22 protein-coding genes are annotated in these 21906 nt (G+C 69.4%); 14 read left to right on the top strand and 8 right to left on the bottom strand.

Translation table 11 applies throughout. The annotated features are described in order from the left end of the window. Positions 1-74: 74 nt before the first annotated feature. Positions 75-962: an AraC family transcriptional regulator gene (locus tag DWB77_RS03490; protein ID WP_120719821.1), complete on the top strand. Its 888-nt coding sequence runs from the start codon at positions 75-77 to the stop codon at positions 960-962. Here the strand turns inward: DWB77_RS03490 and DWB77_RS03495 are convergent, their stop codons facing one another. The 3 genes from DWB77_RS03495 to DWB77_RS03505 form a co-directional block, all read right to left on the bottom strand. Next, positions 963-1805: a class I SAM-dependent methyltransferase gene (locus DWB77_RS03495; protein WP_246033391.1), complete on the bottom strand. Its 843-nt coding sequence runs from the start codon at positions 1803-1805 to the stop codon at positions 963-965. Positions 1806-1973: 168 nt separating this feature from the next. Then, complete coding sequence (locus tag DWB77_RS03500; RefSeq protein WP_120719822.1) at positions 1974-2570, bottom strand: NADPH-dependent F420 reductase; 597 nt, start codon at positions 2568-2570, stop codon at positions 1974-1976. A gap of 72 nt (positions 2571-2642) precedes the next feature. Beyond that, positions 2643-3521 (bottom strand): inositol monophosphatase family protein, encoded by an 879-nt coding sequence (locus DWB77_RS03505; protein WP_120719823.1) that lies wholly within the window; start codon positions 3519-3521, stop codon positions 2643-2645. Between the two features lie 130 nt (positions 3522-3651). Here DWB77_RS03505 and DWB77_RS03510 point away from each other — a divergent pair, with 130 nt between their 5' ends. The 4 genes from DWB77_RS03510 to DWB77_RS03525 all read left to right on the top strand — a co-directional run bounded on the left by DWB77_RS03510 (position 3652) and on the right by DWB77_RS03525 (position 7100). Further along, positions 3652-4554 carry a LysR family transcriptional regulator gene (locus tag DWB77_RS03510; protein ID WP_120719824.1) on the top strand — a complete coding sequence of 301 codons (903 nt, stop codon included), beginning with the start codon at positions 3652-3654 and terminating at the stop codon, positions 4552-4554. A gap of 171 nt (positions 4555-4725) precedes the next feature. Continuing rightward, the gene (locus DWB77_RS03515) at positions 4726-5445 is read left to right on the top strand and encodes a class I SAM-dependent methyltransferase (RefSeq protein ID WP_120719825.1); all 720 of its coding nucleotides are present in this window, start codon (positions 4726-4728) and stop codon (positions 5443-5445) included. Positions 5446-5754: 309 nt separating this feature from the next. Continuing rightward, a complete protein-coding gene (locus tag DWB77_RS03520) occupies positions 5755-6318 on the top strand; it encodes a YbaK/EbsC family protein (RefSeq protein ID WP_120719826.1) in 564 nt (187 codons plus the stop codon). A 242-nt stretch (positions 6319-6560) separates the two neighbouring features. After that, the gene (locus DWB77_RS03525) at positions 6561-7100 is read left to right on the top strand and encodes a hypothetical protein (RefSeq protein ID WP_120719827.1); all 540 of its coding nucleotides are present in this window, start codon (positions 6561-6563) and stop codon (positions 7098-7100) included. Positions 7101-7155: 55 nt separating this feature from the next. On the opposite strand, the gene DWB77_RS03530 is transcribed toward DWB77_RS03525, so the two are convergent. Continuing rightward, the gene (locus tag DWB77_RS03530) at positions 7156-8151 is read right to left on the bottom strand and encodes an ArsR/SmtB family transcription factor (RefSeq protein WP_162952395.1); all 996 of its coding nucleotides are present in this window, start codon (positions 8149-8151) and stop codon (positions 7156-7158) included. 261 nt (positions 8152-8412) lie between these two features. Between DWB77_RS03530 and DWB77_RS03535 the strand changes: the two genes are divergently transcribed. After that, a complete protein-coding gene (locus DWB77_RS03535) occupies positions 8413-8631 on the top strand; it encodes a peptidase inhibitor family I36 protein (RefSeq protein ID WP_120719829.1) in 219 nt (72 codons plus the stop codon). A gap of 408 nt (positions 8632-9039) precedes the next feature. Here DWB77_RS03535 and DWB77_RS03540 read toward each other — a convergent pair whose 3' ends face one another. Further along, a complete protein-coding gene (locus DWB77_RS03540; protein ID WP_120719830.1) occupies positions 9040-9792 on the bottom strand; it encodes an alpha/beta hydrolase in 753 nt (250 codons plus the stop codon). Positions 9793-10079: 287 nt separating this feature from the next. Here DWB77_RS03540 and DWB77_RS03550 point away from each other — a divergent pair, with 287 nt between their 5' ends. Then, positions 10080-10784, top strand: a complete 705-nt coding sequence (locus DWB77_RS03550) for a hypothetical protein (RefSeq protein WP_174248675.1) — start codon at positions 10080-10082, stop codon at positions 10782-10784. 75 nt (positions 10785-10859) lie between these two features. Here DWB77_RS03550 and DWB77_RS03555 read toward each other — a convergent pair whose 3' ends face one another. Further along, positions 10860-11420: a GNAT family N-acetyltransferase gene (locus DWB77_RS03555; RefSeq protein WP_120719832.1), complete on the bottom strand. Its 561-nt coding sequence runs from the start codon at positions 11418-11420 to the stop codon at positions 10860-10862. A gap of 171 nt (positions 11421-11591) precedes the next feature. Here DWB77_RS03555 and DWB77_RS03560 point away from each other — a divergent pair, with 171 nt between their 5' ends. From DWB77_RS03560 to DWB77_RS03575, 6 genes are all read left to right on the top strand, one after another. Then, positions 11592-11825, top strand: a complete 234-nt coding sequence (locus tag DWB77_RS03560) for a bacteriocin immunity protein (protein ID WP_120727310.1) — start codon at positions 11592-11594, stop codon at positions 11823-11825. Positions 11826-11927: 102 nt separating this feature from the next. Beyond that, on the top strand, positions 11928-12164 hold the full coding sequence (locus DWB77_RS37575; RefSeq protein ID WP_162952396.1) for a hypothetical protein: 237 nt from the start codon (positions 11928-11930) through the stop codon (positions 12162-12164). Positions 12165-12410: 246 nt separating this feature from the next. Further along, a complete protein-coding gene (gene lanL, locus DWB77_RS03565) occupies positions 12411-15083 on the top strand; it encodes a class IV lanthionine synthetase LanL (protein ID WP_120719833.1) in 2673 nt (890 codons plus the stop codon). A 50-nt stretch (positions 15084-15133) separates the two neighbouring features. Next, positions 15134-15289 (top strand): VenA family class IV lanthipeptide, encoded by a 156-nt coding sequence (locus tag DWB77_RS37580; protein WP_162952397.1) that lies wholly within the window; start codon positions 15134-15136, stop codon positions 15287-15289. A gap of 108 nt (positions 15290-15397) precedes the next feature. Beyond that, the gene (locus DWB77_RS03570) at positions 15398-16510 is read left to right on the top strand and encodes an ATP-binding cassette domain-containing protein (RefSeq protein ID WP_120719834.1); all 1113 of its coding nucleotides are present in this window, start codon (positions 15398-15400) and stop codon (positions 16508-16510) included. After that, positions 16507-17394 (top strand): ABC transporter permease, encoded by an 888-nt coding sequence (locus DWB77_RS03575; protein ID WP_120719835.1) that lies wholly within the window; start codon positions 16507-16509, stop codon positions 17392-17394. The genes DWB77_RS03570 and DWB77_RS03575 overlap by 4 nt, the downstream gene beginning before the upstream one ends. A gap of 44 nt (positions 17395-17438) precedes the next feature. Here DWB77_RS03575 and DWB77_RS03580 read toward each other — a convergent pair whose 3' ends face one another. Next, positions 17439-19784 (bottom strand): phosphoketolase family protein, encoded by a 2346-nt coding sequence (locus DWB77_RS03580; RefSeq protein ID WP_120719836.1) that lies wholly within the window; start codon positions 19782-19784, stop codon positions 17439-17441. A gap of 580 nt (positions 19785-20364) precedes the next feature. On the opposite strand from DWB77_RS03580, the gene DWB77_RS03585 reads away from it, so the two are divergent. Next, positions 20365-20592: a hypothetical protein gene (locus tag DWB77_RS03585; protein WP_162952398.1), complete on the top strand. Its 228-nt coding sequence runs from the start codon at positions 20365-20367 to the stop codon at positions 20590-20592. A gap of 184 nt (positions 20593-20776) precedes the next feature. Here the strand turns inward: DWB77_RS03585 and DWB77_RS03590 are convergent, their stop codons facing one another. Beyond that, the gene (locus tag DWB77_RS03590) at positions 20777-21787 is read right to left on the bottom strand and encodes a terpene synthase family protein (RefSeq protein ID WP_120719838.1); all 1011 of its coding nucleotides are present in this window, start codon (positions 21785-21787) and stop codon (positions 20777-20779) included. Between the last annotated feature and the right edge of the window lie 119 nt (positions 21788-21906).

Raw genomic sequence — 21906 nt, forward strand, 5'->3', positions numbered from 1 at the left:
GACCGCGTGCCAGGTGGAGACTTGACGCTAGGGGAGATGCGATCCGCTCCCTGGTGAAAAGGAGCGTGGTACTTGTGAAAAACGGACATCGAGCTGTACGGGAGCTGCCCTACTCCCCCGCCGTCGGCTCACCCCACGGTGTGGAGGTCCTCTCGTTCGCCGCGCTGCGTTCCATGGACGCGCAGCGCCGTCGAGTGCTCCCGCAACGGCCCGCCTTCCACGTCCTCGCCCTGGTCACCTCGGGCTCCGGCAACCACGAGGCGGACTTCCGCTCCTCGCCGCTGGCGGAGGGCAGCGCCGTGTGGATCCGACCCGGCATGGTGCACCGCTGGAGCGACGTCGAGGACTGCGACGGTCCGCTGGTCCTCTTCCGCCCCGGGTTTCTCCCCGACTCGACCGCCCTGGAGGCTCTGGCCCCGACGTGCTGGCATCTTGACAAGACTCGTCTGGGCCTTGCTCTGTACGCAGTCGAGCATCTCTGCCGTGAGCACGCCACGGCAGCCCGCCTCCCGCACCTGGCGTCCCCTGCCCTGCTCTCCCATCTGCTCGCGGCACTGGTCCTGCGAGCGCTTCCCGACCAGCTCGCCCAGAGAGACTCGCCTCCGCCCGACAACCGGACCAAGGACGTGTTCCGCGCCTACCAAGCCGCCGTCGAGGAGCACTGCACCGACTGGCACCAAGTCGCCGATTACGCAACGGCTTTGGGCTACGGCGTGCGGACCCTCACCCGCGCGACCCGTGCCCTCAAGGGCATGGGCGCGAAGACGTACCTCGACCAACGCATTCTCCTGGAAGCCAAAAGACTGCTCGCCCACACCGACGTGCCCGTCGAGGGCTGCGCCCGGCGCCTCGGCTTTCGGGACGTCGCAAACTTCACCACGTTCTTCCGACGCCAAGCAGGCGTGCCACCTGCGGCCTGGCGAACCGCTTACGCGGCGACGCACACGGCCCGCGGCGTCTGATCACGACGACGGGGGGCGACGCCCCCACGAGGTGATCATTCCGGGAGACAGCGCGGCCAGCGACGGCGAGGCCAACTCGGCCAGCGCCTGGTCGAGTTCGCCCGGCTCCAGCAGAGGGCTCGCGTCCAGAGCGTCCCGCATTCCGCCCCAGGTGTTCTTCCAGAAGGCCGTGATGGGGGCGTCCACGGTCAGCGGTGGCACCACGATTTCCGCGCCGACCTCCTGCAATCCCAAGTCGCGCAACAGATAAGGGTAGTTGGTCACCCAGGTGATGTCCGTGCCGATCTGTTCGCGCAGGACTTCCCACATGGCCGCCATGGTCCGCTGATAGGCGCTGGGGGGAGACAGGGCCGTGGTCAGGTCGATGGCGTCACCGACCACCAGCCGGCCGCCGGGTGCCACCCAGTCCGCGAGGCGGCGCAGGACGTCCGCGTGCTCGGGCAGGTGCATGAGGACGAAACGGCAGTGGACGAGGTCGAACCGGCCCGGCGCCAACGTCGTGTCCGTGACGTCAGCAGTCATCGTGCGCACTCGCCCGTCGGGGCGGGCCCGCACGAAACGGGGGTCACGGTCCAGAGCCAGGACCTCGTCGACCCCGGCCTCGTCGACCAGCCAACGGCTGATCGTCCCGGTACCGGCACCCACCTCCAGGCAACGCCACCCCGGGCCGACACCGAGAGAGGTCAGCCGTGCTCGGGTCACCGCGTCGTAAGCGAGGGCGCCGTAGTCGATGCGCTCGCCCTCCCCCTCGCCGTCGGGCGTGAACAGACCCGTCCCGTACCGCCCGCTGTCCTCGGCGGACTCCGGGTTGCCAACTCCTTGGGGACCAATTGCTCCGTCCACGGCGATCTCCTTCCGGCGTGGCGGCCGTCCCGGGGGGCACAGGCTCACTTCCAGCTTCGCCCTCCGGGGCGCGCCCCGCATGTCCTGCGCACCCCACACGCCCCGGCGTGCCCTGCGTGTCCCGTACGACATTGGCGTGTCCCGTACGACATTGGCTCGGCTGCGGGCTCAGCGAGCGATCGATACGGCGAAGGGCGTGAAGCCGCTGGAACGGATCACATGCGGTACGAACAGAACCGCGGCCTCCGTGGCCCGCGCGGTCTCGATCCCGCCGAGGTCCGTGATCCAGTCCGGCTGCCAGCCGAGGTCTTCGAGAAGCCGGTGGACGGTTCGCTTCGCTTCCTCGTCCTGGCCGGACAGGAAGGCGGTGGGCGGTTGGGTCAGGGCAGCGGGTGCGGTCATCACCGTGTAGAGCATGGTGTTCAGCGTCTTGACCACGCGCGTGTCGGGGAGAGCCTGCTGGAGTTTCTCGCCGAGGCTCGAGCCGGGGTGGAGAAGGTCGGCGGGCAGGCCGTCCGGTCCGTCGCTGGTGGCGTTGGAGACGTCCACGAGGATCTTGCCCGCCAGTTCGTCCCGCAGGGCGACGAGCCGTTCCAGTGAGCCCGCGCCCGGCGTCGCGTTGATGATGACCTGCGCGGCCCGGGCAGCGTCGGCGGCTGCGCCCGGGGAGCGATCCGCGACGGTCACCTGATGCCCGGCCAGGGTGAGGCCTGCGGAGAGTCCGCTCCCGACGCGGCCGTTTCCGAATACAGCGATGAGGGTCATACCGATCTGGTCCTTCCGTTGCTACTGGGTACGAAGTCTTGTGCTGGGGCTCGACGTCCGGTCAGCCTCCGGTCAGCGCGAGAGCGTGGCGACGGCGTCGCTGTGCACGCCGGGGGCGGCGGCCAGCAGGCTTTCGCTGTCCGTCGTCCACGGGCGGCCCTCGGCGTCGGAGATCCGCCCGCCGGCCTCCACGACGAGCAGCGCACCGGGCAGCAAGTCGGCTCGGGCGCCCGCGAATTGCCAGAAGGCGTCGATCCGGCCGGCGGCAACGTTCAGCAGGTGCAGGGTGGCGGGCACCGAGGTACGCACCACGAGCGCGTCGAGGAGCATGGCCGTGATCGAGGAGCCGATGCGCCGCGTGACGGCTTCGGCTTCGTCCGGCCGGGCCTGGCTCGTGGCCACCAGGGCGAGACCGAGGTCCGTGGTCTCGGAGACGCGCAACGGCCGGCCGTCGACGTGAGCACCGCCGCCCGCGAGTGCGGTGTAGGTCTCGCCGGTCAACGGCAGGTGGACAGCGGTGAGAACCGGCTGGTTCTCGCGTACGAGGGTGGCGGTGACGGCCCACTCCGGCAGACCGTGCAAGTGGTTCACATTGCCCTCGGCCGGATCGACGACCCACCACTCACCGGCAGGCAGGGCCCCGCCCTCCAGCTCCTCCTCCACCCAACCGGCTCCGGGGCGAAGGTTGTTGAGGCGCGGACGCAGGACATCGAGGGCCGCTTCGTCGTTGGCGGCCAGCGCGTTCATCAGTTCCTCGCGGGTCCGGTGACGCACCACATCGCCGAACCGCTCGCGCAGTACCGAACCGGCCGCCTCCACGGCCGCCACGGTTCCCGCCAGCAGTTCGGCATCGGACGCCGCAGCAGCAGTTGCGGCACCAGCGGCGCTCGCGGCATTTGCGGAACCTGCGGTGTAGCCGGTGTAGCCGGTGCTCCGGATCAACTCGGACATGGCAGTTCTCCCATCTCAGCAGGGGCGGTGAAGGCGAGGACGAGAGGTTGGTTCCTCGCCCCGCATCTCGAAGGTATGGGCACGGCCACTTAACCTCAAGTGCATGTAAAGCACGCGTAGAATGACTCCCATGCAACTGGATCTGAACCTTCTCGCCGCCCTGGACGCGCTCCTCGACGAAGGCAGCGTGGCCGGCGCGGCCGACCGCCTGCACGTGACGGCCCCAGCGATGAGCCGGAGCCTCGGCCGGATCCGGAAGACGACAGGCGACCAGATCCTGGTGCGCACCGGACGCACCATGACCCCGACCCCTTACGCCATCGCCATTCGCGGTCAAGTCCACGAACTGCTCCAGCAGGTTCGGGGCGTACTGGCGCCGAGCCGCGAGCTCGATCTCACGACGCTGGAGCGGACGTTCACCCTGCGCTGGCACGATTCCCTCGTCGCGCTCGGCGGCCCCTCACTCCTCGCGGAGGTACGTCAGCAGGCTCCGGGCGTACGGCTGCGTTTCATCGCCGAATCCAGCGTGGACACACCGGAGTTGAGGCGCGGCGAAGTCGATCTCGAAGCCAATGCGAGCCGCCCGACCCAGTCCGACGTCCGGGGTGAGCTCCTCGCCCGGACCGGGCACGTCGTCGTAGTACGGCAGGACCATCCGCTCGCCCGCGCCGAGGGCGTCACCCTCGCCCAGTACACCGAGGCCGAGCACATCACCATTTCCCGGCGCGGACGGTTCGAGAGCGCGCTCGACGGCGCGCTGGCGCAGCTCGGACACACGCGGCACGTGGTGGCGTCCGCGCCGACCGAGGCGGCGGGCCTGGCGTTCGTGCGCGCGTCCGACCTCTTGGTCACGGCCCCCGAGTCGACGACGCGCTCGGCGGCCGCGGACCTCGGCCTGACGCTCCTCCCCCTGCCCTTCGAACTCCCGTCGGCCCCGGTGTACTTGTCCTGGCACCAGCGCTACGACACCGACCCAGCACACGCGTGGCTACGCGAACTGGCGCGGACGGCACTCGCCGAGTCGGCGTGCTGACCACGGACTACACGAGAGCGTGCCGCCAGGACCGAGCGCGGCTAGGCGGGCCGCGCGGCGGGTATCGGTAACCACCAGGCGAGCCAAACCAGTCGCGCCGCCCACCACCCCCACTCAGACCACGCAGCACCCGCCCCCACACCGCACACCGCACACCGCGAGGAGACCCGGATGACCATGTCCGACCGATACCGCACCGCTTGGGACGGCTTCTGGGAGCAGAGTTCGGGCCAAACGGGCGAACCCTTCTGGGACGCGGACCCGGCCGTGACCGCGCAGCGCGACCTCGACCATCTCACCCCGTACGCCGACCCCGCCCTCCCCATCGCCGACCTCGGGTGCGGCAACGGCACCCAGACCCGGTTCCTCGCCACCCGCTTCGCCCGTGCCGTCGGGGTCGATCTCTCCGCCGCCGCGGTCGCCCACGCCCACCGCGCCGACCCGACCGGAACAGCCACGTACGAACAGCTCAACCTCGCCGACCCGACCCAGGCCGACGCCCTGCACGAGCGACTCGGCGACACCAACGCCTACATGCGGGCCGTCCTGCACCAGAGCGACCCCGAGGACCGCCCGGCGGTTGCGGCCTCGGTCGCCCGGCTCGTCGGCACGCACGGCCGCGCCCTCGTCCTTGAACCGACCGGGGAGGCCAAGGAAGTCATCGCCGCCATCGCCGCTCAGCCCGGTGGCCCCTCCCTGAAACTGCGGCGCGTCAAGGAACACGACCTGCGTCCCGGCGAGGTCGCGGAGGGCGAAGTAGCTGCCCTGCTGTGCGCGGCGGGCCTCACCGTCCTCGCCGAGGGCGCGACCGCCCTCACCATGAGCGAGACCCGCCCGGACGGCACCCCGGTGCAACTCCCAGCCCGCTGGTTCGTCGCCGGCCGCCCCTGACTGGATCCTGGGCCGCTGCCCGGCGCGGGCCGAACAGGCCCCGTCCGGCTCCCGTCCGGCTCCCGTCCGCATTTCGTCCGGGCCCCGTCCGGATTTCATCCGGTGCCGAACGTCCGCCGCGCAGGCCCGAACAACGGGCAGGCATCGGCGGGGCCGGCCAAAGGCGGCGCGCACCACGGCACGGGTGTGGTGCGGGCCGCCGACTCGCATGAGTGCCGAGCGCCGTGGTCCGCGCCGCCGTGACCCAGGGGGCGCCAACGGCATCGGGCCCACGTAGGGCGAGACAGAGCGCTGCACTAGAGTCCGTCCATGGCTACCTCAGTCGCGGCCCCCTTTGGCACCTTCGACGTTGCCCACGTCGCGCTCGATGTCCTCGACGACCTGGCCTCGCCTGTGGCGGGGGCTCTCACGGACTGGGGCGCCCAAGAGGCGGCCCGGGCAGTCCTTTACGTCGACACCGATCCTGCCAAGGCCGACACCGCGGTCTTCGCCGAGGCGTACGCCGTCCCGCTCGACGCCTCCGCGAACTGCGTCGTGGTGGCCGCCAAGCACGGTGGAGACACCACGCTCGCCGCCTGCCTCGTGCTCGCCGGCGCCCGGGTCGACGTGAACAACTCCGTCCGCAAGCACCTCGGTTCGCGCAAGGCATCGTTCGCGCCGATGGAGGTCGCCGTCACCGAGAGCAGAATGGAGTACGGCGGCATCACCCCCATCGGTTTGCCGTCCTCTTGGCCGCTGCTCATCGACGCGGCGGTGGTGGACACCCCGTTCGTCCTGATCGGCAGCGGCCGGCGCCGCGGCAAACTGATCGTCCCCGGCTGGGCCTTGGCCCAACTCCCCGGCGTTGAAGTCCTCCAAGGCTTGGCCCTCTGACTCCTGGGCAACCCCGACAGTTGCACGGGCATCCTCGTCGTCCTGCCGGTCGCTCTGGGGATCCTGCTGTTGTCCGTCCGCTGTTTCGTCCTCTGTTCGTCCGCTGCTCGTCCGCGCGACGGCTCAGCCTTCCGGACGCCGGACCGGCCCCTGAGGCAAACGGTCCGTCACAAAACGGCAACTCCCCCACGCCGCAACGAGATCAAGGGATGTCATTGCTCCCTCATCTCGTTGGGGGACCCATGAATCTCACCCGAACCGCCACTGTCGCACTCACCGCCGCCACCGTGCTGCTCCTCCCGGGCTGCTCCAACACTCCGCCAACCGCGGACGGCCGGCCCGCCACCGCAGTCAGCCCCCGCCCCGCGCCCGCAACCCCTGCCGCGCGCACGACTGACGCAACCAGCGCCTTCAAGTCCCTTGCCGCCGGCGTGAAGACCGCCACGTTCGGCACGACCGTCACCGCCGAAAACGACGGTAATCACCTGCTCGGCAGGCCCGGCCAGTACACATCGAAGATCACCTTCACTGACAGCCGCATCAAGGCCGCTGACACCCAGGGTCTCAAAGCCGGTGATGTCGGATACGGCGGCAGCATCGAAGTCTTCACGGACAACAACGATGCCGAGACGCGCGCCAAGTACATCCAGACCGTCACCCGAGGCATCCCCGCCCTGGGGGAATACGACTACGTCCACGGGACCAGCGTCATCCGCGTCTCCCGCCTTCTCACCCCCGCCCAGGCCAAGGAGTACGAGACCGCTGGCGCCAAGCTCGACTAGGCCCCCGAGGACGGCCGTCGCTGAGGCACCCTGCCGTAGCGACGCCACGAGCGCGTCAGTGACGGCGGGGAGTCTGAAGGGCTGCCGTCGCGCCGGTCACCAGGTCGAGGCCGAGTGGGGTGCACGAGTGCCAGGCGGTCTTTCCCTCCCGGTGGGTGAAGATCAGCCGGGCCGCCCGTAGGGCCTTGGTGTGTTCCGAGGCGGAGGACTTGCTGATGCCCAGCTCCCGGGCCACCTCACTCGTGGTGCACTGCCGTACCAGCAAGTGCACGATGGCTGCGCGGGTCCGCCCCAGCAAGCCGGTGAGAGCCCCGTACGCATCGATGTCGGCAGGCGAGCCGAGCAGAGGCAGAGGGGTGGTCGCCGCGTAGAACAGGATGCTGGGTCCGTCGTCGTGGACAGCCAGCAGCGGGCGACCCTGCCAGAGGACGGACGGGAGCAGGATGATGCCGTGCCCGACCAGGTGGGCCTGCGTCTGCGTCGGACAGTCGTAGATCAGCGTGGTGCCTTCGCACCGGCCGCCCGGCCCCAGGCATGCGAGTGTGGCCCGGATGCCGTGTTCCGCCAACATCCTTGTCCGCCAAGCCCGTTCGGCATGGAACGCGGACTGGACGAGGGGCCACTGGTCGGCCAGGACCGCCGCATAGGCCTGTCGCATCGCGCCTGCCAGCGCCCGCCACGGCTCCCGTTCGCCATCGGCCAGTCTGCGTATCCACGGGGTCAGGGGACGTCTGTCCGGACAGAGGCGCCCCAGTTCTGATCTCACGCGTGTCGCCGGTGTAGAGAGGACGGTCTCCAGGCCGTCCTCGAATCCGTGGCTGAGCGGGTCGAGGAACATGGGCCCCAGGCCGGTCGGAGGCACCAGAGACGTCAGTACGCTCGCCCCGGCCGGAAGCGCCCTGCGCGTCCGTCGCTGCCATCCACTCAACACAGGTGGTACAGAAGGTCGTTGGAGCAGGGCCGTCACCGTCATCAGCTCCAGCAGCGGAGCAGGCTCCGGCGCGAAGGACACCCGCAAGAGGTCCTCCGCGGTGAAATGAAGGCGCAGCACGCCATCCCCCGATCCTGTCCCGTCGACAGCCTGCTCGGCCACCCGGTTCCGGCTTCGCGTGGTCGACCACCGCTCCCCCACGGTTCGGTCAGGGCCGAATCGTTCGCGATCGCCGACCGAGCCGTTCGAGTATGAGTCGCACGGCCGACCGCACGAAAGGTTCGTCTCGGCCTGATAGAGCGTCAGAGACCCATCTGGACAACACAGTTGCGGCCTCCGACACCGACAACATGAATGCATCGATGAGAGAGGAATGCGCCCATGCCGTTCAGGAACAGCCTTCTCATGAGCCTGGCCGCCACGGGGCTGGCGGTGGGCGGTCTTCTGGCATCGCCGAGCGCCGCGACCGCCCAGCCGCAGTCGACACAGGCCCCCTCGGACTGCCCCAAGGGCTACTTCTGCGGGTACAAGGATCCCAACTACAAGCACCTCGCGTTCCGCTTCAAGGACTGCTACATGCAGAAAATCCGGATGGCCTGAACAGCGGTGGCTCGTGGTTCAACAACCAGACCGACGGCACCCAGACCGGCATGTACGGCAAACACAAGGAACTGGTGTACATCACCCCCGGCGCCCCCTACGGCGACCCGCACGGCGACTGGGCGCCCGTCTGGTACGTGTGGAACTACTGCTGACGGCTGACCGCACAGAGGGGTTCCCGCCGACCCGGATCGAGGGCCGGTCGGCGGGAGCCGCTGGGCCCGCGAGGCGGGGGGGAGCCGCAGAGTTCGCGCAATGACGCCGCCCAGCACCGGATGGCGCCAACTATGTGTCGCGGGGCCCGCGGTGTAGCAGAGCCGAGAAGGGCCGGGACCCACCCTTGGATGGACGGGTCCCGGCCAGGACAGCTACCGCCGGATCACGGCCCGACGGCCCCGACGACCGGCGTCACTTCAGGTGTCGGGCGAAGAACTGGGCAGCGGCCTCCCCCGCGAACTGCGGGACGCCGGTGTGCCCGCCCATATTGGCGCTCAGCGTCTTCTCCTTGGAGCCGAAGGCGTCGAACAGGTCCAGAGCGGCCTGCCGGTCGTTGCCTTCGTCGTCCCACTGGAGCAGGACGTGCAGGGGAATGGTGACCTGCCGAGCCTCCTCCAGGATGGCGCGCGGGACGAAACTCCCGGCGAACAGAACGGCGGCCGAGATGCGCGGCTCGACCACCGCCAGCCGGGTCCCGATGGAGATGACTCCCCCCGAGTACCCGACCGGGCCGCCGAGTTCGGGCAGCGACAAGAGAGCGTCCAGCGCGCCCTGCCATTCCGGGACCGCCCTGTCGACCAGGGGGAGGACGAGTGCGTCGATGATCTCGTCGGTGACCGGCTCGCCGGCCTCCATCGCCCGGCGCAGGTCGGCGCGGGCCTGCTCGGCGGCGGGCCAGAGGGGCCGGTCGCCACTACCGGGCAGCTCGATGGTGGCGGTGGCGAAGCCGTCCGCCGCGGCATGCCGGGCCCGGGCCACCAGTCGGGGGTACGCCTTGCGCAGCCCGAGCGGAGGCGGGCCGAGCAGGATCAGCGGCGCCGGCGCGGACGGGGGCGCGGATGCGGATGCGGATGCGGGCGTCCAGAGGATGCCGGGGATGTCGCCGAGGGTGAATTCGCGCTCGATGACGGCGTCGTCGAGACGCTGTTCAGAAGTGAAGTGCATGGTCGTGCCTTTCGGGATTGCCATGGAACGGCGCTCCCGGACGACCTATCGCCCGACCGTGGCCCCAGAAGGGAGCACCCATGTCGATACTGCGTTCACGGGTACCACCTCCTCGCTCTCCTGCACGGCCCCAGAAACGTAGCAGTGGCTGCCGGGGTTCCGCCAACGATTAATGGCGGCGGAGCTGTCGCCGGTCACCCGCCCCCGTACCGCCCCCCTTCCGCTCGCGGTTACGGAAAGCCATTCGACGAACCCGGCCGGGACAGTCATGATGCGCGCTTGTGACGATGATCAACCCATCCATGATCCAGGCCGCTGCCCGCAACAATGCCGAATGGTGCGCGTCGATGAGCCGGTCGCACGGCGTGAAGGGCGAGTTCGGAGGCGAGGCGTGGACCGTCCCGGCCCGGCCGCCGCTGTACTACCCAGACGCCGTGACGCTGGTGCCGGGGGCTCACGCCAACGCGCTGGTCGACCGGATCGACATCGGCAGTGCCGGGGCCAGTGTGAAGGACAGTTTCGCCGACCTCGACCTGTCGGGGGCCGGCTTCGACGTGTTGTTCGAAGCTCAGTGGATCCACCGCCCCGCGGGTGCGCCGGTCATCAAGTCCGACCTCGCCTGGCGCGTGGTCGACGACCAGGACGCGTTGCGGGCGTGGGCCGATGCCTGGGATGGCGGGGACGGCAACGCGGACCTCTTCCGGTCCGAGTTGCTCGATGATCCGGACACGTCCGTACTCATGGGGTACTCCCCTGACGGCCAGGTGGCCGCCGGTGCTGTGGCGAGCCGCAGCGAGAGCGTAGTCGGGGTCTCCAACGTCTTCGCGGTGGAGGGCAACGCCGACCGGGCGTGGCCGATGGTGCTGGAAGCGGTGCATCAGCTCTTTCCCACCCTGCCCGTGGTGGGTTACGAGCACGGAGCGGACCTGGACGCCGCTGCCCGTCACGGTTTTGAGACGCTGGGCCCGTTGCGGGTCTGGTTGCACGGGTAGGGGGTGGGCGTTTGCGGGAAGCAGGGCTGCATGTACGGAGCAGTACCGCTGAACTTCCCACCGAACGGCGAACTCCTAAGCGTATTGCACCCACTTGACCCGGGTTAGCTCGTACTCGACTTCGCCCTGCTCCGAGCCTTCGATGGCCTCCGGCCATTCCCCGGTGAAGCTGCGGAGAAACGTCAGGCCCGCCTTTTCCATCACGCGCCGGGATCCGGTGTTGACCGCCATGGTGTTCGCGGTCACCCGCTCCACCCCGAGAACAGTAAAGCCTTTGTGGATCAGGGCCCGTGATCCTTCGGTGGCATAACCGCGCCCCCAGGCGGCCTTGTTCAGCCGGTATCCCAGTTCCACCACGGCGGGGTTGTGATCGTCCAGGGGACGGAATTCGAACCAGCCCAGAAAGAGGCCGGTGCTTTTCTCCTCTGCGGCCCAATAGCCACGGGTCCCGAAGCACGGGTAGTCGTGGAGGAGCCTGGGCAGGGTCTGCGTCTGGATCGCTTCTCGACTTGTGGGTCGACCGCCGTTGATGAAGCGCATGACGTCGGGGTCGTTGTCCAGTGCGAGCAGGTGGTCGGCGTCGGCCTCGGTGAACCCGCGCAGCACGAGCCGTCCGGTCTCCAGGAAGGTGTTCATGCCGCGATCTTCATGGCCGCCAGCTGAGCCCGCCACCGGATTTTCGCCGCGGCTCGGTGAAGGCTGCCGCTCGCACAGGCCGGCCGGGGTGTTGACCCTGCTGTCCGGGCTGGTGGACCATGCCGGTTCCGGACATCGGCGCCGGTACTGCTGGTAGGCCCTGTGAACGAGATGAGCGTGGCGGGATTGAACAGGGCGGAGGCCGTTGCCCTCGTGCAGCGGATCATGGACGCGGACTTCGACTCGGAAGCGGAAGTCGACGGTTGCCTGGATAAGCTGGACCGAGCCTTGGCCTGCCCAACCGGCCACGTCAGTGACCTCCTCTTCTGGCCACCAAAGCGGGAACACCTCTCGGCCGACGAGGTGGTCGACAAGGCCATGGCGTACCGACCGATCGCCTTGTAAGACCAGAGGTGGCAACCGATCCTTTTGCGATCAAAGCCCGGACAGCTCAACTCCCACAGCCCGCCGGGACGAGTTGACGGTTCAATATCTTCTGTTGCCGGAATGGCGCGCACCAGTGACCGCCGATATGGCTCGATCGCTCCCCCGGATGACAAGATGGGCAATCTTGGCGGGATTCCGCTCTTTACCGCGTACCGGGTGCGAGTGAAGCTGTGGGGCGTGCAGATCGCGGCGGCATCGGGCTCCGACAGCCTCGCTCCGGGCACAATTTCAACCAATGGGCAATTCACTGCGCAAGGCGCATCACGATCTGGCATGGTGAACACGAAGCAGCATTAGCGCCGGAAAGTAATTCCGCATTGCCACCCTTCCTGCAATGAGCAATGCGCGAAAGGATCGTCGAACACTTGGATTAGTGGGCCGTGGCGAATCCGCGCGCCCCCAGGTGCGCCGGACTGCGCCCTCCATTGTTCCAGTGCCACTGTGCGCCAGCAGTACCAAGTACCTTCCCACCGGTTCAGGCTATACGTTTTTCTGTTACCGAAGGCATATTCCACCAGCGGTTTCACCGTGAGGGGGACGCGCATGACGAGTCACGCGACAGAGCTCGATCTCGAAGTCCTGCTCCACCGGGCCCTGCGGGCGACGGGTACGAGCGAGCGCTGGACCATCGACGTGGACGAGACCTGGTGCCGCCTCGCGTGCCCGTCCGGCATTCGACGTCAACAGGGCTGGAAACTGCACGTCTCCGCGACCGCCGCCTCGGCGCCGCACGTTCTCGTGAAGGCTCTGGACGTACTGCTGCGGGAGGAGTCGACGTTCAAGTTCGCCCGATCGCTCGAACAGGTGGGTGCGCTCAACTCCCGTGCCACGCCGAGGGGTAGCTCCGGAAAGTTCATCACGGTCTACCCGCCCTCCGACGACGACGCGGCCCGCCTGGCGCTCGCCCTGCACGAGGCCACCCTGGGGCTCGCCGGGCCGCGGATCCTGTCGGACCAGCCCTACGCCCCGCAGAGCCTGGTGCACTACCGCTACGGAGCCTTCGTGGGCCGGCGCAGGCTGTCGGAGCACGGGCTGCTCGTCTGGTTCATCGAGGATCCCGACGGCAATCCCGTCGAAGACAAACGGACCGGGCAGTACGCACCGCCGCCCTGGGCGGTCAGCCCCTTTCCCGCCTCGGTGCCGCTCCCCCCGCAGCGCGACAAGGCGGCGAGCGGTCCCGTCCTGCTCGGCGGCCGGTTCTCGGTACGGGAAGCCATCCGGCACACGAACAAGGGAGGCGTCTACCGGGGCACGGACGTCACGACGGGCGCGGCTGTGGTGCTCAAAGAGGCCCGGCCGCACGTCGATGGAGATGCGTCGGGCTTCGACGTCCGCGACTGGTTACGGGCCGAGGCACGGGCGTTGGAGAAGCTCAAGGGCACCGGACTGGCACCCGAACCGCTCGCGATGTTCGAGACGGGTGGGCACCTGTTCCTCGCCCAGGAGGAGATACCGGGCGTGCCCCTGAACACCTGGGTCGCCGAGCGTTTTCGCGATGTCGGAAGGGAAAGCTACCGACGCGACGCGCTCGCCCAGGTCGGGCGTCTGGTGGAACTGATCGCCTCCGCGCACGACCACGGTTGGATATTGAGGGACTTCACACCCGGCAACGTCATGGTCCGCCCCGACGGTGAACTACGCCTCATCGACCTGGAGCTCGCCGTCCTGGAGGGCGACAGCATGCTCCCGACCACGGTGGGGACCCCTTGCTTCAGTGCCCCCGAGCGACTCGTGGGCGCTCCCGTCGCACGAACGGCCGACTACTACAGCCTCGGCGCCACGATGTGCTTCGTACTCGCAGGGAAGGTGGCGAACCTGCTGGTCGAGGAGCCGGCGGCCCGACCCGCGCAGGAACGCTTCGCCGACTGGCTGGCCGTCTGCGGACGGATGCTGCGGCTGCCGGACGGCGTCACCGAGGTGATCCTCGGGCTGATGAGGGACGATCCCGCCGAGCGCATGGACCCGGCCGCTGCGCGGGAGGCCCTTCGCAAGGTGAACCCGGCGCCGCCCGAGCGCGCCACCCGCGAGAGGATACGTACCGGAGCCGCGTCCGACGCGACGCAGGTCGCGATCGCCGGGATGGTGAACCACCTCGTCGATTCGATGACCCCGGCCGACGACGGGCGGCTGTGGCCCGTGTCCACGCTGGCGGGCGAGGCCGGCCCCTGCACGGTCCAACAAGGTGCGGCAGGAGTGCTGGCGGTTCTGACCCGGTATTACGAGGTCACCGGTGATCCGCGCCTGCCGGAACTCATATCCACCGCGGGACATTGGATAGCGGCGCGCGTCGACACCCGTTCCATACGTCCAGGCCTGCACTTCGGTGGCCGCGGAACGGCCTGGGCGCTGTACGAGGCCGGCTTGGCCGTCCGCGATGAGGAACTGACGGACCGGGCACTGGCGCTGGCTCTGGCACCACTGGAGCCGACCCCCAGTTACGACATCACGCACGGCTGCGCTGGCAGTGGTCTCGCCGCCGTCCACCTGTGGCATCGCACGGGCGACCCGCGTCTGGCCGACGTGGTCGTCGCCGATGCCGACCGCCTCGTCGCCGCCGCGCGTGTGGAGTCCGCCGGTGTGAGTTGGCCCGTTCCCGCGGAAGCCGTCTCCCAAGAGGCCGGCAAACGCTATCTCGGTTTCGCCCACGGCACGGCGGGCATCGGCTGTTTCCTCCTCGCCGCCGCAGCCGTCTCCCGACGCCGCGATCACCTGCGACTGGCCGTGGCGGCCGGGGAGTCGCTGGCCGCCGGCGTCCTGATGGTCGGCCGAACAGCACAGTGGCCGGCCCAGACCGCGGACGTGCCCACGGCCCCCTACTGGTGTCACGGTGCGGCGGGCGTCGGGGCGTTCCTGATCCGGCTGTGGCAGGCAACCGCGGACGAACGGTTCCGCGACCTCGCCCACCATGCCGCGGAAGCGGTCATGGAGCGCGCCACACGCGCCGCCCTCACCCAGTGCCACGGCCTCGCGGGCAACGGCGACTTCCTCCTGGACATGGCCGAAGCCACCGGCGATCCGGCCTACCGCGCGATGGCCGACGACCTGGCCACCCTCATCGCCGCCGAACGCGCGCACCGCGGAACGCACGTCGTCTTCCCCAACGAACACGGGAAGGTCTCGACGAGCTGGAGCGACGGATCCTCGGGAATCCTGGCGTTCCTGCTGCGTTCCCGCCACCCAAGCCCCCGGCACTGGATGGTCCAGCAGCCGGGCTGAACGACAGCGGTTCCAGCACCGTTGTCGACACCTCACAGAAGGAGATTGGCATGGAAATCCAAGACCTTGAGGTTCTGGCCCACTTGCACGCCCTTCCGGAAACGGACCCGGTAGGCGTCGACGAGGCCCAGTTCGGCGGGACGTGCGCGTGCACCGGCCTGCTGACGCTTCTCAACACCGTCTGCGTCGGTGTGAGCTGTTCCTAGCCCATGAACCTCCGGTCGGCGGCCAGCCTTCAGTGGCCGTCGACCGGAGCGACGGCCGCCGGGACCGGCAGGCCTGCGGACGACACTCCCGTAGACAAGGACCCGACCATGCGGCCCCACGCCGAAGACGACGCCACCACCCGAGCGAGCCACCCCGCGGTCACTCCCCCGGGCCCGGAGGCGCCGGAGCCCGGCGGCCCGTCCGCGTACGCCATCACGACGCGGGGTCTGGTGAAGAGTTACCCCGGCCCGGGCGGCACCACCACCCATGCCGTGCGAGGGCTGGATCTGGACGTGCTCCGAGGCGAGACGTTCGCTTTCCTCGGCCCCAACGGCGCGGGCAAGTCGACCACCGTCGCCCTGCTGTGCGCCCTGGCCCGTCCCACGGCCGGGCAGGCCACGGTGGCGGGCATCGATGTGCTCCAACAGCCGGACCAGGTACGGAGAAGAGTAGGGATGCTCTTCCAACACAGCGCCCTGGACCCGGATCTGACGGCTGATCAGAACTTGTTCATCCACGCCCGTCTCTATGGGTTGCGCCGCCGTGACGCGCGGCTGCGCACCACCGAGACGCTGGAACACGTCGGGCTGATCGACCGGCGGCGCTCCCTGGTGCGTACGCTGTCCGGCGGCATGCGGCGCCGACTGGAGCTCGCACGCGGCCTGTTGCACGCGCCGCAGCTCCTGTTCCTCGACGAGCCGACCACCGGACTCGACCCGCACGCCCGCGCCCAGATCTGGGACTACCTGCGGGTGCTGCGCGACCAGCACGGGAGCACGCTGTTCGTCACCACCCACTATCTGGAGGAGGCCGAGCACTGCGACCGGCTCGGCATCATCGACCATGGCCGACTGGTGGCGCTGGGCACGCCCGGCGCGCTGAAGGCCGCCATCGGGGACGACCGGGTGGTCCTGCGCACGAGCGACGACGCGGCAGCACGTCGGATCGTGCGCGGGGCCGTGCCCGCAGGTCCCGCCGTCACCCTGGACAGCGCGGGGGTGTCCTTGCGGCTGCCCGAGGGCAGTACCTGGATTCCCCGGCTGTGCGCGGCACTTGAGGAACACGGCGTCGCGGTGCACTCCGCGTCCTCGGCCCCGCCGACGCTCGACGACGTCTTCTTCCACCACACCGGCCGCAGCATCCACACCCCCCGGCCCCACCAGGCTCAAGCCGCCACGACGCCGGGCACCGCGGCGGCGGCTGCCAAGGAGGCCTCATGACCGCGCCCACGCTGCCGGCCCCGGACGCCACGACGCCGGACGGGCCCGGCGCCCACGGCGACACCGGCCGAGCGGCGGTACCCCGGCTGCGCCACGAAGCGCGTGCGGTTCACGCGCTGGTCCACCGCGACCTGCTGCGTCTGGCGTCCCAGCCCGTCCACACCGCGCTGATGCTGGTCCAGCCGGTGCTGTATCTCTTCATCCTGGGGGGCGGTCTGGCGGCGCTGATCCCCGACGCCACGCTGGGCGTCGGCTACCAGACGTACCTTTTCCCCGGGGTGCTGATGATGACGGTGCAGACGCCGACCATCATGGTCGGCATCCGCCTGATCACCGACCGCCAGAGCGGCTATCTGCGCGAACTCCTGATGGCGCCCGTGAGCCGCCCCACCCTGCTCCTCGGATGCTGCGCCGGCGGCACCATCGTCTCCACGGTGCAGGGCGCCGTCCTGCTCACCCTGGTCGGCACCATCGGCCTTCCCTACGATCCGCTCCTCCTGACGCTGCTCCTCGCCGGCATGATCATTACGTCCTTCACGCTCACGGCGTTGGCGCTGGCGCTGGCCGTGACCCTCAGCCGGCCCGAAGTCTTCAACATGCTGCTGGGCCTGGTGATGATGCCGCTGGTACTCCTGTCCGGCGGCTTCTTCCCCCTGAAGAACCTGCCGGGCTGGGCCCACGCGGTGGCCGCCGTCAACCCCCTCGCCTACGGAGTGGATCTGCTCCGCCGCTGCATCGCGCTCCGCGTCCCGGGCGGGGCGGCCGACACCGGCGTCCAGTGGTCCCACTGGCACCCCCCGCTCCTCCTGGAGGCCGGACTCTTGCTGGCCTGCGGAACCGTGGCCCTGCTCTGGGCCGCCCACCTCTTCAGCCGCCCCGAGTGACGCACCCGTAGGCGCATGACCGGGGCGGCGGGACCATTACTCGGTCACTCGCTCCAGGACCAGTCGGCGACCTCGGGAAGGTCGGTGCCGTGTTCGCGGATCCACGCATGGTGGCGCGTGCGGTGGTCGGTCATGGTTTGCCGGACACCGGCAGCGCGGGTGGCCAGACCCGGAACGCGGTCGATGACGTCCATGACCAGGCGGAACCGGTCGAGGTCGTTGAGTACGACCATGTCGAAGGGGGTCGTGGTGGTGCCGGACTCCTTGTAGCCGCGTACGTGCAGGTTGGCATGGCCGGTGCGGCGGTAGGCGAGACGGTGGATGAGCCAGGGGTAGCCGTGGTAGGCGAAGATCACCGGCCTGTCCGGGGTGAACAGCGCGTCGTACTCCAAGTCCGCCATTCCGTGCGGGTGTTCCTCCCTGGGCAGCAGCTTGGTCATGTCGACGACGTTGACCACCCGGACCGCCAGGTCGGGCAGGTGTCGGCGAAGCAGGGACGCGGCGGCGAGCACCTCCTGGGTGGGGACGTCGCCCGCGCAGGCCAGGACCACATCCGGCTCCCGTGTGCCGTCCTCCGTACCGGCCCACTCCCAGATTCCGGCACCGCGTGCGCAGTGCGCGCGGGCTTCGTCGAGGGACAGCCAGTCGAAGCAGGGCTGCTTCCCCGCGACGATCACGTTGACGTAGTCGCGGCTGCGCAGGACGTGGTCGGCCACGGAGAGCAGGGTGTTGGCGTCCGGCGGCAGATAGACCCGGACGACCTCGGGGCTCTTGTTCAGCACGTGGTCGACGAACCCCGGGTCCTGGTGCGAGAAGCCGTTGTGGTCCTGGCGCCAGACGTGCGACGTCAGAAGGTAGTTGAGGGAGGGGATGGGTGCCCGCCACGGCAGCCGGCGCGAGGTCTTCAGCCATTTGATGTGCTGGTTGACCATGGAGTCGACGATGTGGACGAACGCTTCGTAGCAGGAGAAGAGACCGTGGCGGCCGGTGAGGTTGTAGCCCTCAAGCCAGCCCTGGCAGAGGTGTTCGGAGAGGATTTCCATCACCCGGCCGTCCCGGGCGAGGTGCTCGTCGCTCTCCAGGATCTCCGCCTGCCAGGCCTTGCCCGTGACGTCGTAGATCGCTTCCAGCCGGTTGGAGGCGGTCTCGTCCGGTCCCACCACCCGGAAGTTCCGGCTTTCGGCGGTATCGGCCGCGATCCGGGCGAGCAGGCCGCCCAGCACCCGGGTCGGCTCGTGCAGGGTGGCGCCGGGCTTGTCGGCCGGGACCGCGAAGTGCTCCAGGGGCGGGATGGGCAGGTCCCGGGTCAGCAGACCGCCGTTGGCGTGCGGATTGGCCCCCAGGCACAGCTCCCCGTCCGGCACGCAGGCCAGGACCTGTTCGGTCGGGCGCCCGTCGGTGTCGAAGAGTTCCTGCGGCCGGTACGAACGCAGCCAGCTCTCCAACTGCCGCAGGTGCTCGGGGTTTTCGCGAACGGTGGTGAGCGGCACCTGGTGGGAGCGCCAGGTCCCCTCGACCGGTACGCCGTCCACCTCCACCGGACCGGTCCAGCCCTTGGGCGTGCGCAGCACGATCATCGGCCACGCCGGCCGGCCACTGCCCTGCTCCCTGGCCCGCGCGATCCGCTCCAGGGCGTCGTCCATGGCGCGCGCCATGCTCAGGTGCACCGCGTCGGGGTCGGACCCGGTCACGTGGATCGGCGCGTACCCGTAGCCCGTGAGCAGCGAGTCGAGTTCGGCCTGTGGGATACGGGACAGGACGGTCGGGTTGGCGATCTTGTAGCCGTTGAGGTGGAGGATCGGCAGGACGGCACCGTCACGCGCCGGGTCGAGGAACTTGTTGGAGTGCCAGGAGGCGGCCAGCGGTCCCGTTTCGGCCTCACCGTCGCCGATCACGCAGGCGACCAGGAGACCGGGGTTGTCGAAGGCGGCCCCGTAGGCGTGGGCGAGGGAGTAGCCCAGTTCACCGCCCTCGTGGATGGAGCCGGGCGTCTCGGGCGCGACATGGCTGGGCACCCCGCCCGGGAAGGAGAACTGGCGGAACAGCCGCCCCATGCCCGCGGCGTCGCGGCTCACGTCCGGGTAGACCTGTGAATAGGAGCCGTCCAGCCAGGAGTTGGCGAGCACGGCAGGCCCTCCGTGGCCCGGGCCCCAGACGCACATCGCGTTCAGGTCGCGGTCCCGGATGACCCTGTTGAGGTGGGTGTGGACCAGGTTCAACCCGGGCGACGTGCCCCAGTGGCCGAGCAGCCGAGGCTTGATGTGTTCGGGACGCAGCGGCTCGGTCAGCAACGGGTTGGCCATCAAGTAGATCTGGCCCACGGCCAGGTAGTTGGCCGCCCTCCAGTGTGCGTTCAGAGCTGCCAGGTCGACCTCGCGGTCGTTCGTCACGGTGACTCCTCGTTCTCGGTGTTTCGTCGTTCCCGGTTGTTTGGTCGTTCCCGGTGCTTCGTCGGGGGGTGCGGGTACCACGCGCGACGACGCGCATGCGGCCCGTCATTCCTGACTGGCGCGGAATCGCGGTCCCGGGTGGGACGCGTGGTGCGGTACGCAGTGGTGGACGGTGCCGCCTCGCATGCCCAGGGGCCCTTGCGCCGACGGGCCGCCCGACCACCGGCGGATCGGCCCCGCGCGCCACGCGCCGCGCCCAAGAGTGCCGTGCGGGCGCCTCCGCGACGATCTCCGGCCGTGCCTCGACCGCGCCTTTCACCCGGTCGGCGGCCACGGGAGCATCGGCGGGCATGCCCTGAGCGACGCGAGTATCCGGTGCCGTGAGGCGCGAGGCCGGTGGTCCGGATGCGCCGGATTGCCCGGGCCGTTTCGCTCCGCTGGTCTGGACGCGCCGGGTTTCCCGGGCCGTTTCGCTCCGCGACCGGACGCGTCCGGCACCGTGCACCTCGGCCTCACGCACCGCGAACTCCACGGCGGTCCGCCCCTCGATTTCGCCGCCCTGCGAGCGGTACGGTCCGTCGTGAAGTCAGCACTGGCCGTAGGGGGTGCGGTGACGGGCATCGAGATCGCGACCGGGTACCTCGCGTGGGCGGTCCGCAAGGCCCAACGCATGGCCGGGCGGGCCGACGGGGAGGTCGACCGGGTGCTGGACGCCGGGATGGACCGCCTGCACGAGGTGGTGGGCCGGAAGCTCGGCGACGATCCGGCATTGCGGCAGCTGACGGATGAGGCGTCGACCGGTCCTTAACTGCCCAGCGATCGAACGAAGTTGATGGTGTGCGGCTCGCCCCTCGATTCCTCCAGCCACCTCACGCCGACGACGTACCAGCAGCTGCTTCCGTCGTCGCACTCGTAACATCACGCGTCGGTTACTGCTTCGGGCGACGCCGAATGAGGCCGGCCCATCCGGGGACGCCCCCCATCACCTGCCGTCACACACCGTCGACTCGAAGCAACGGAACCACCGAGTCCACCGCCTTGTAACGGCTGGTGTAGAACTGCCAGTTGTACGTCGCCGCTATCTGATCCGCGAGCGATTCCAGGTACGCCGCGACCTGTCCGGCCGGGCAGGGCTCGGCGAACTCGCTTGCGGTGGGCGCGAGTTGCTCGAACTCGGCCGTCAGCTCATTGACGTACCGCACCGCGGCGGAGAACGCCTCCTGGGGCGAGCAGTTCAACGCGCCTTGCATCACGGGGACGAGGTTGAACATCTGCCCATTGCGGACCACCTCCTTCTGGTAGGAGAACAGGTCGTTCATCAGTCCGCCGATGTGGACCGTGATGTCGCGGGCCCGGGCGATGACGGGGTGGCGGATCACCTCGTCCGGCAGGAGGAACCCGCGGGCGAAGTCGGCCAGTTCGACTTCCACCTTCATCCCGGAATCGTGGTAGCGAATGCGGGTGTAGCGCTCGGGGTCCGGAATTCCGTCCACGTAGATGTCCTTCACCGGCCGTCTCATGGCCAGCAGGCACTGTTCGACGGCTGTGGCGATGCGCTCGCGGAGCAGCGGTGGGGCGCGGTGCGCGAGCAGATCATGGACGCGCGCAAACCCTCTGCTGATCGCTTCGCTGTCCGGCAGGGCGGTCCCCGCGACGACGCCGTTGCGCAACGCGTCGATCGCCTTGTCCATCGCCTCGACCACGTCCGGGGACATGGTGTCGTCAAGACTGGACCGGTGCGGGCTGTACCGGTCGTCGACGTAGAAGAGGATGTCGTTGAGCAGCCCCATGGGGATGAGCCGATCGGCCGGCGTCACCGGGAACAGATATCTCGTCATGCTGGTGTAGGCCGCGTGGTCCGGCTGCGTCAGGCCGACCGCCAGCAACTCCTCACGCACGACGGCCTCGGCTCGGGCGGCCTCGGGGTTCTCCTCCCGCGGCGGTAGGCCGCGCAGCTGCGACAGATCGAACGTATCGAAGGGAGGGAACGGCTCGCGGCTCATGTCGTCTCCGTTTCGTTTCACGTCGGACGGCCAGGCACGACACGGCCCGCCTCACACCGCTCGTCATGGTGAACAGGCGCGGCCCCGCCACTCCCCATACGACCACGACGCCGGAGCTG

This window comes from Streptomyces hundungensis, from assembly GCF_003627815.1.
Classification (GTDB): Bacteria; Actinomycetota; Actinomycetes; order Streptomycetales; family Streptomycetaceae; genus Streptomyces; species Streptomyces hundungensis_A.

Excerpts from the sequence above, each read along its gene's own strand:
- DWB77_RS03500 (WP_120719822.1), bottom strand. The coding sequence starts at position 2,570 with ATGACCCTCATCGCTGTATTCGGAAACGGCCGCGTCGGGAGCGGACTC.
- DWB77_RS03505 (WP_120719823.1), bottom strand. The coding sequence starts at position 3,521 with ATGTCCGAGTTGATCCGGAGCACCGGCTACACCGGCTACACCGCAGGT.
- DWB77_RS03510 (WP_120719824.1), top strand. The coding sequence starts at position 3,652 with ATGCAACTGGATCTGAACCTTCTCGCCGCCCTGGACGCGCTCCTCGAC.
- DWB77_RS03515 (WP_120719825.1), top strand. The coding sequence starts at position 4,726 with ATGACCATGTCCGACCGATACCGCACCGCTTGGGACGGCTTCTGGGAG.
- DWB77_RS03520 (WP_120719826.1), top strand. The coding sequence starts at position 5,755 with ATGGCTACCTCAGTCGCGGCCCCCTTTGGCACCTTCGACGTTGCCCAC.
- DWB77_RS03525 (WP_120719827.1), top strand. The coding sequence starts at position 6,561 with ATGAATCTCACCCGAACCGCCACTGTCGCACTCACCGCCGCCACCGTG.
- DWB77_RS03535 (WP_120719829.1), top strand. The coding sequence starts at position 8,413 with ATGCCGTTCAGGAACAGCCTTCTCATGAGCCTGGCCGCCACGGGGCTG.
- DWB77_RS03540 (WP_120719830.1), bottom strand. The coding sequence starts at position 9,792 with ATGCACTTCACTTCTGAACAGCGTCTCGACGACGCCGTCATCGAGCGC.
- DWB77_RS03550 (WP_174248675.1), top strand. The coding sequence starts at position 10,080 with ATGATCAACCCATCCATGATCCAGGCCGCTGCCCGCAACAATGCCGAA.
- DWB77_RS03555 (WP_120719832.1), bottom strand. The coding sequence starts at position 11,420 with ATGAACACCTTCCTGGAGACCGGACGGCTCGTGCTGCGCGGGTTCACC.
- DWB77_RS03560 (WP_120727310.1), top strand. The coding sequence starts at position 11,592 with ATGAGCGTGGCGGGATTGAACAGGGCGGAGGCCGTTGCCCTCGTGCAG.
- DWB77_RS37575 (WP_162952396.1), top strand. The coding sequence starts at position 11,928 with ATGGCGCGCACCAGTGACCGCCGATATGGCTCGATCGCTCCCCCGGAT.
- lanL (WP_120719833.1), top strand. The coding sequence starts at position 12,411 with ATGACGAGTCACGCGACAGAGCTCGATCTCGAAGTCCTGCTCCACCGG.
- DWB77_RS37580 (WP_162952397.1), top strand. The coding sequence starts at position 15,134 with ATGGAAATCCAAGACCTTGAGGTTCTGGCCCACTTGCACGCCCTTCCG.
- DWB77_RS03570 (WP_120719834.1), top strand. The coding sequence starts at position 15,398 with ATGCGGCCCCACGCCGAAGACGACGCCACCACCCGAGCGAGCCACCCC.
- DWB77_RS03575 (WP_120719835.1), top strand. The coding sequence starts at position 16,507 with ATGACCGCGCCCACGCTGCCGGCCCCGGACGCCACGACGCCGGACGGG.
- DWB77_RS03590 (WP_120719838.1), bottom strand. The coding sequence starts at position 21,787 with ATGAGCCGCGAGCCGTTCCCTCCCTTCGATACGTTCGATCTGTCGCAG.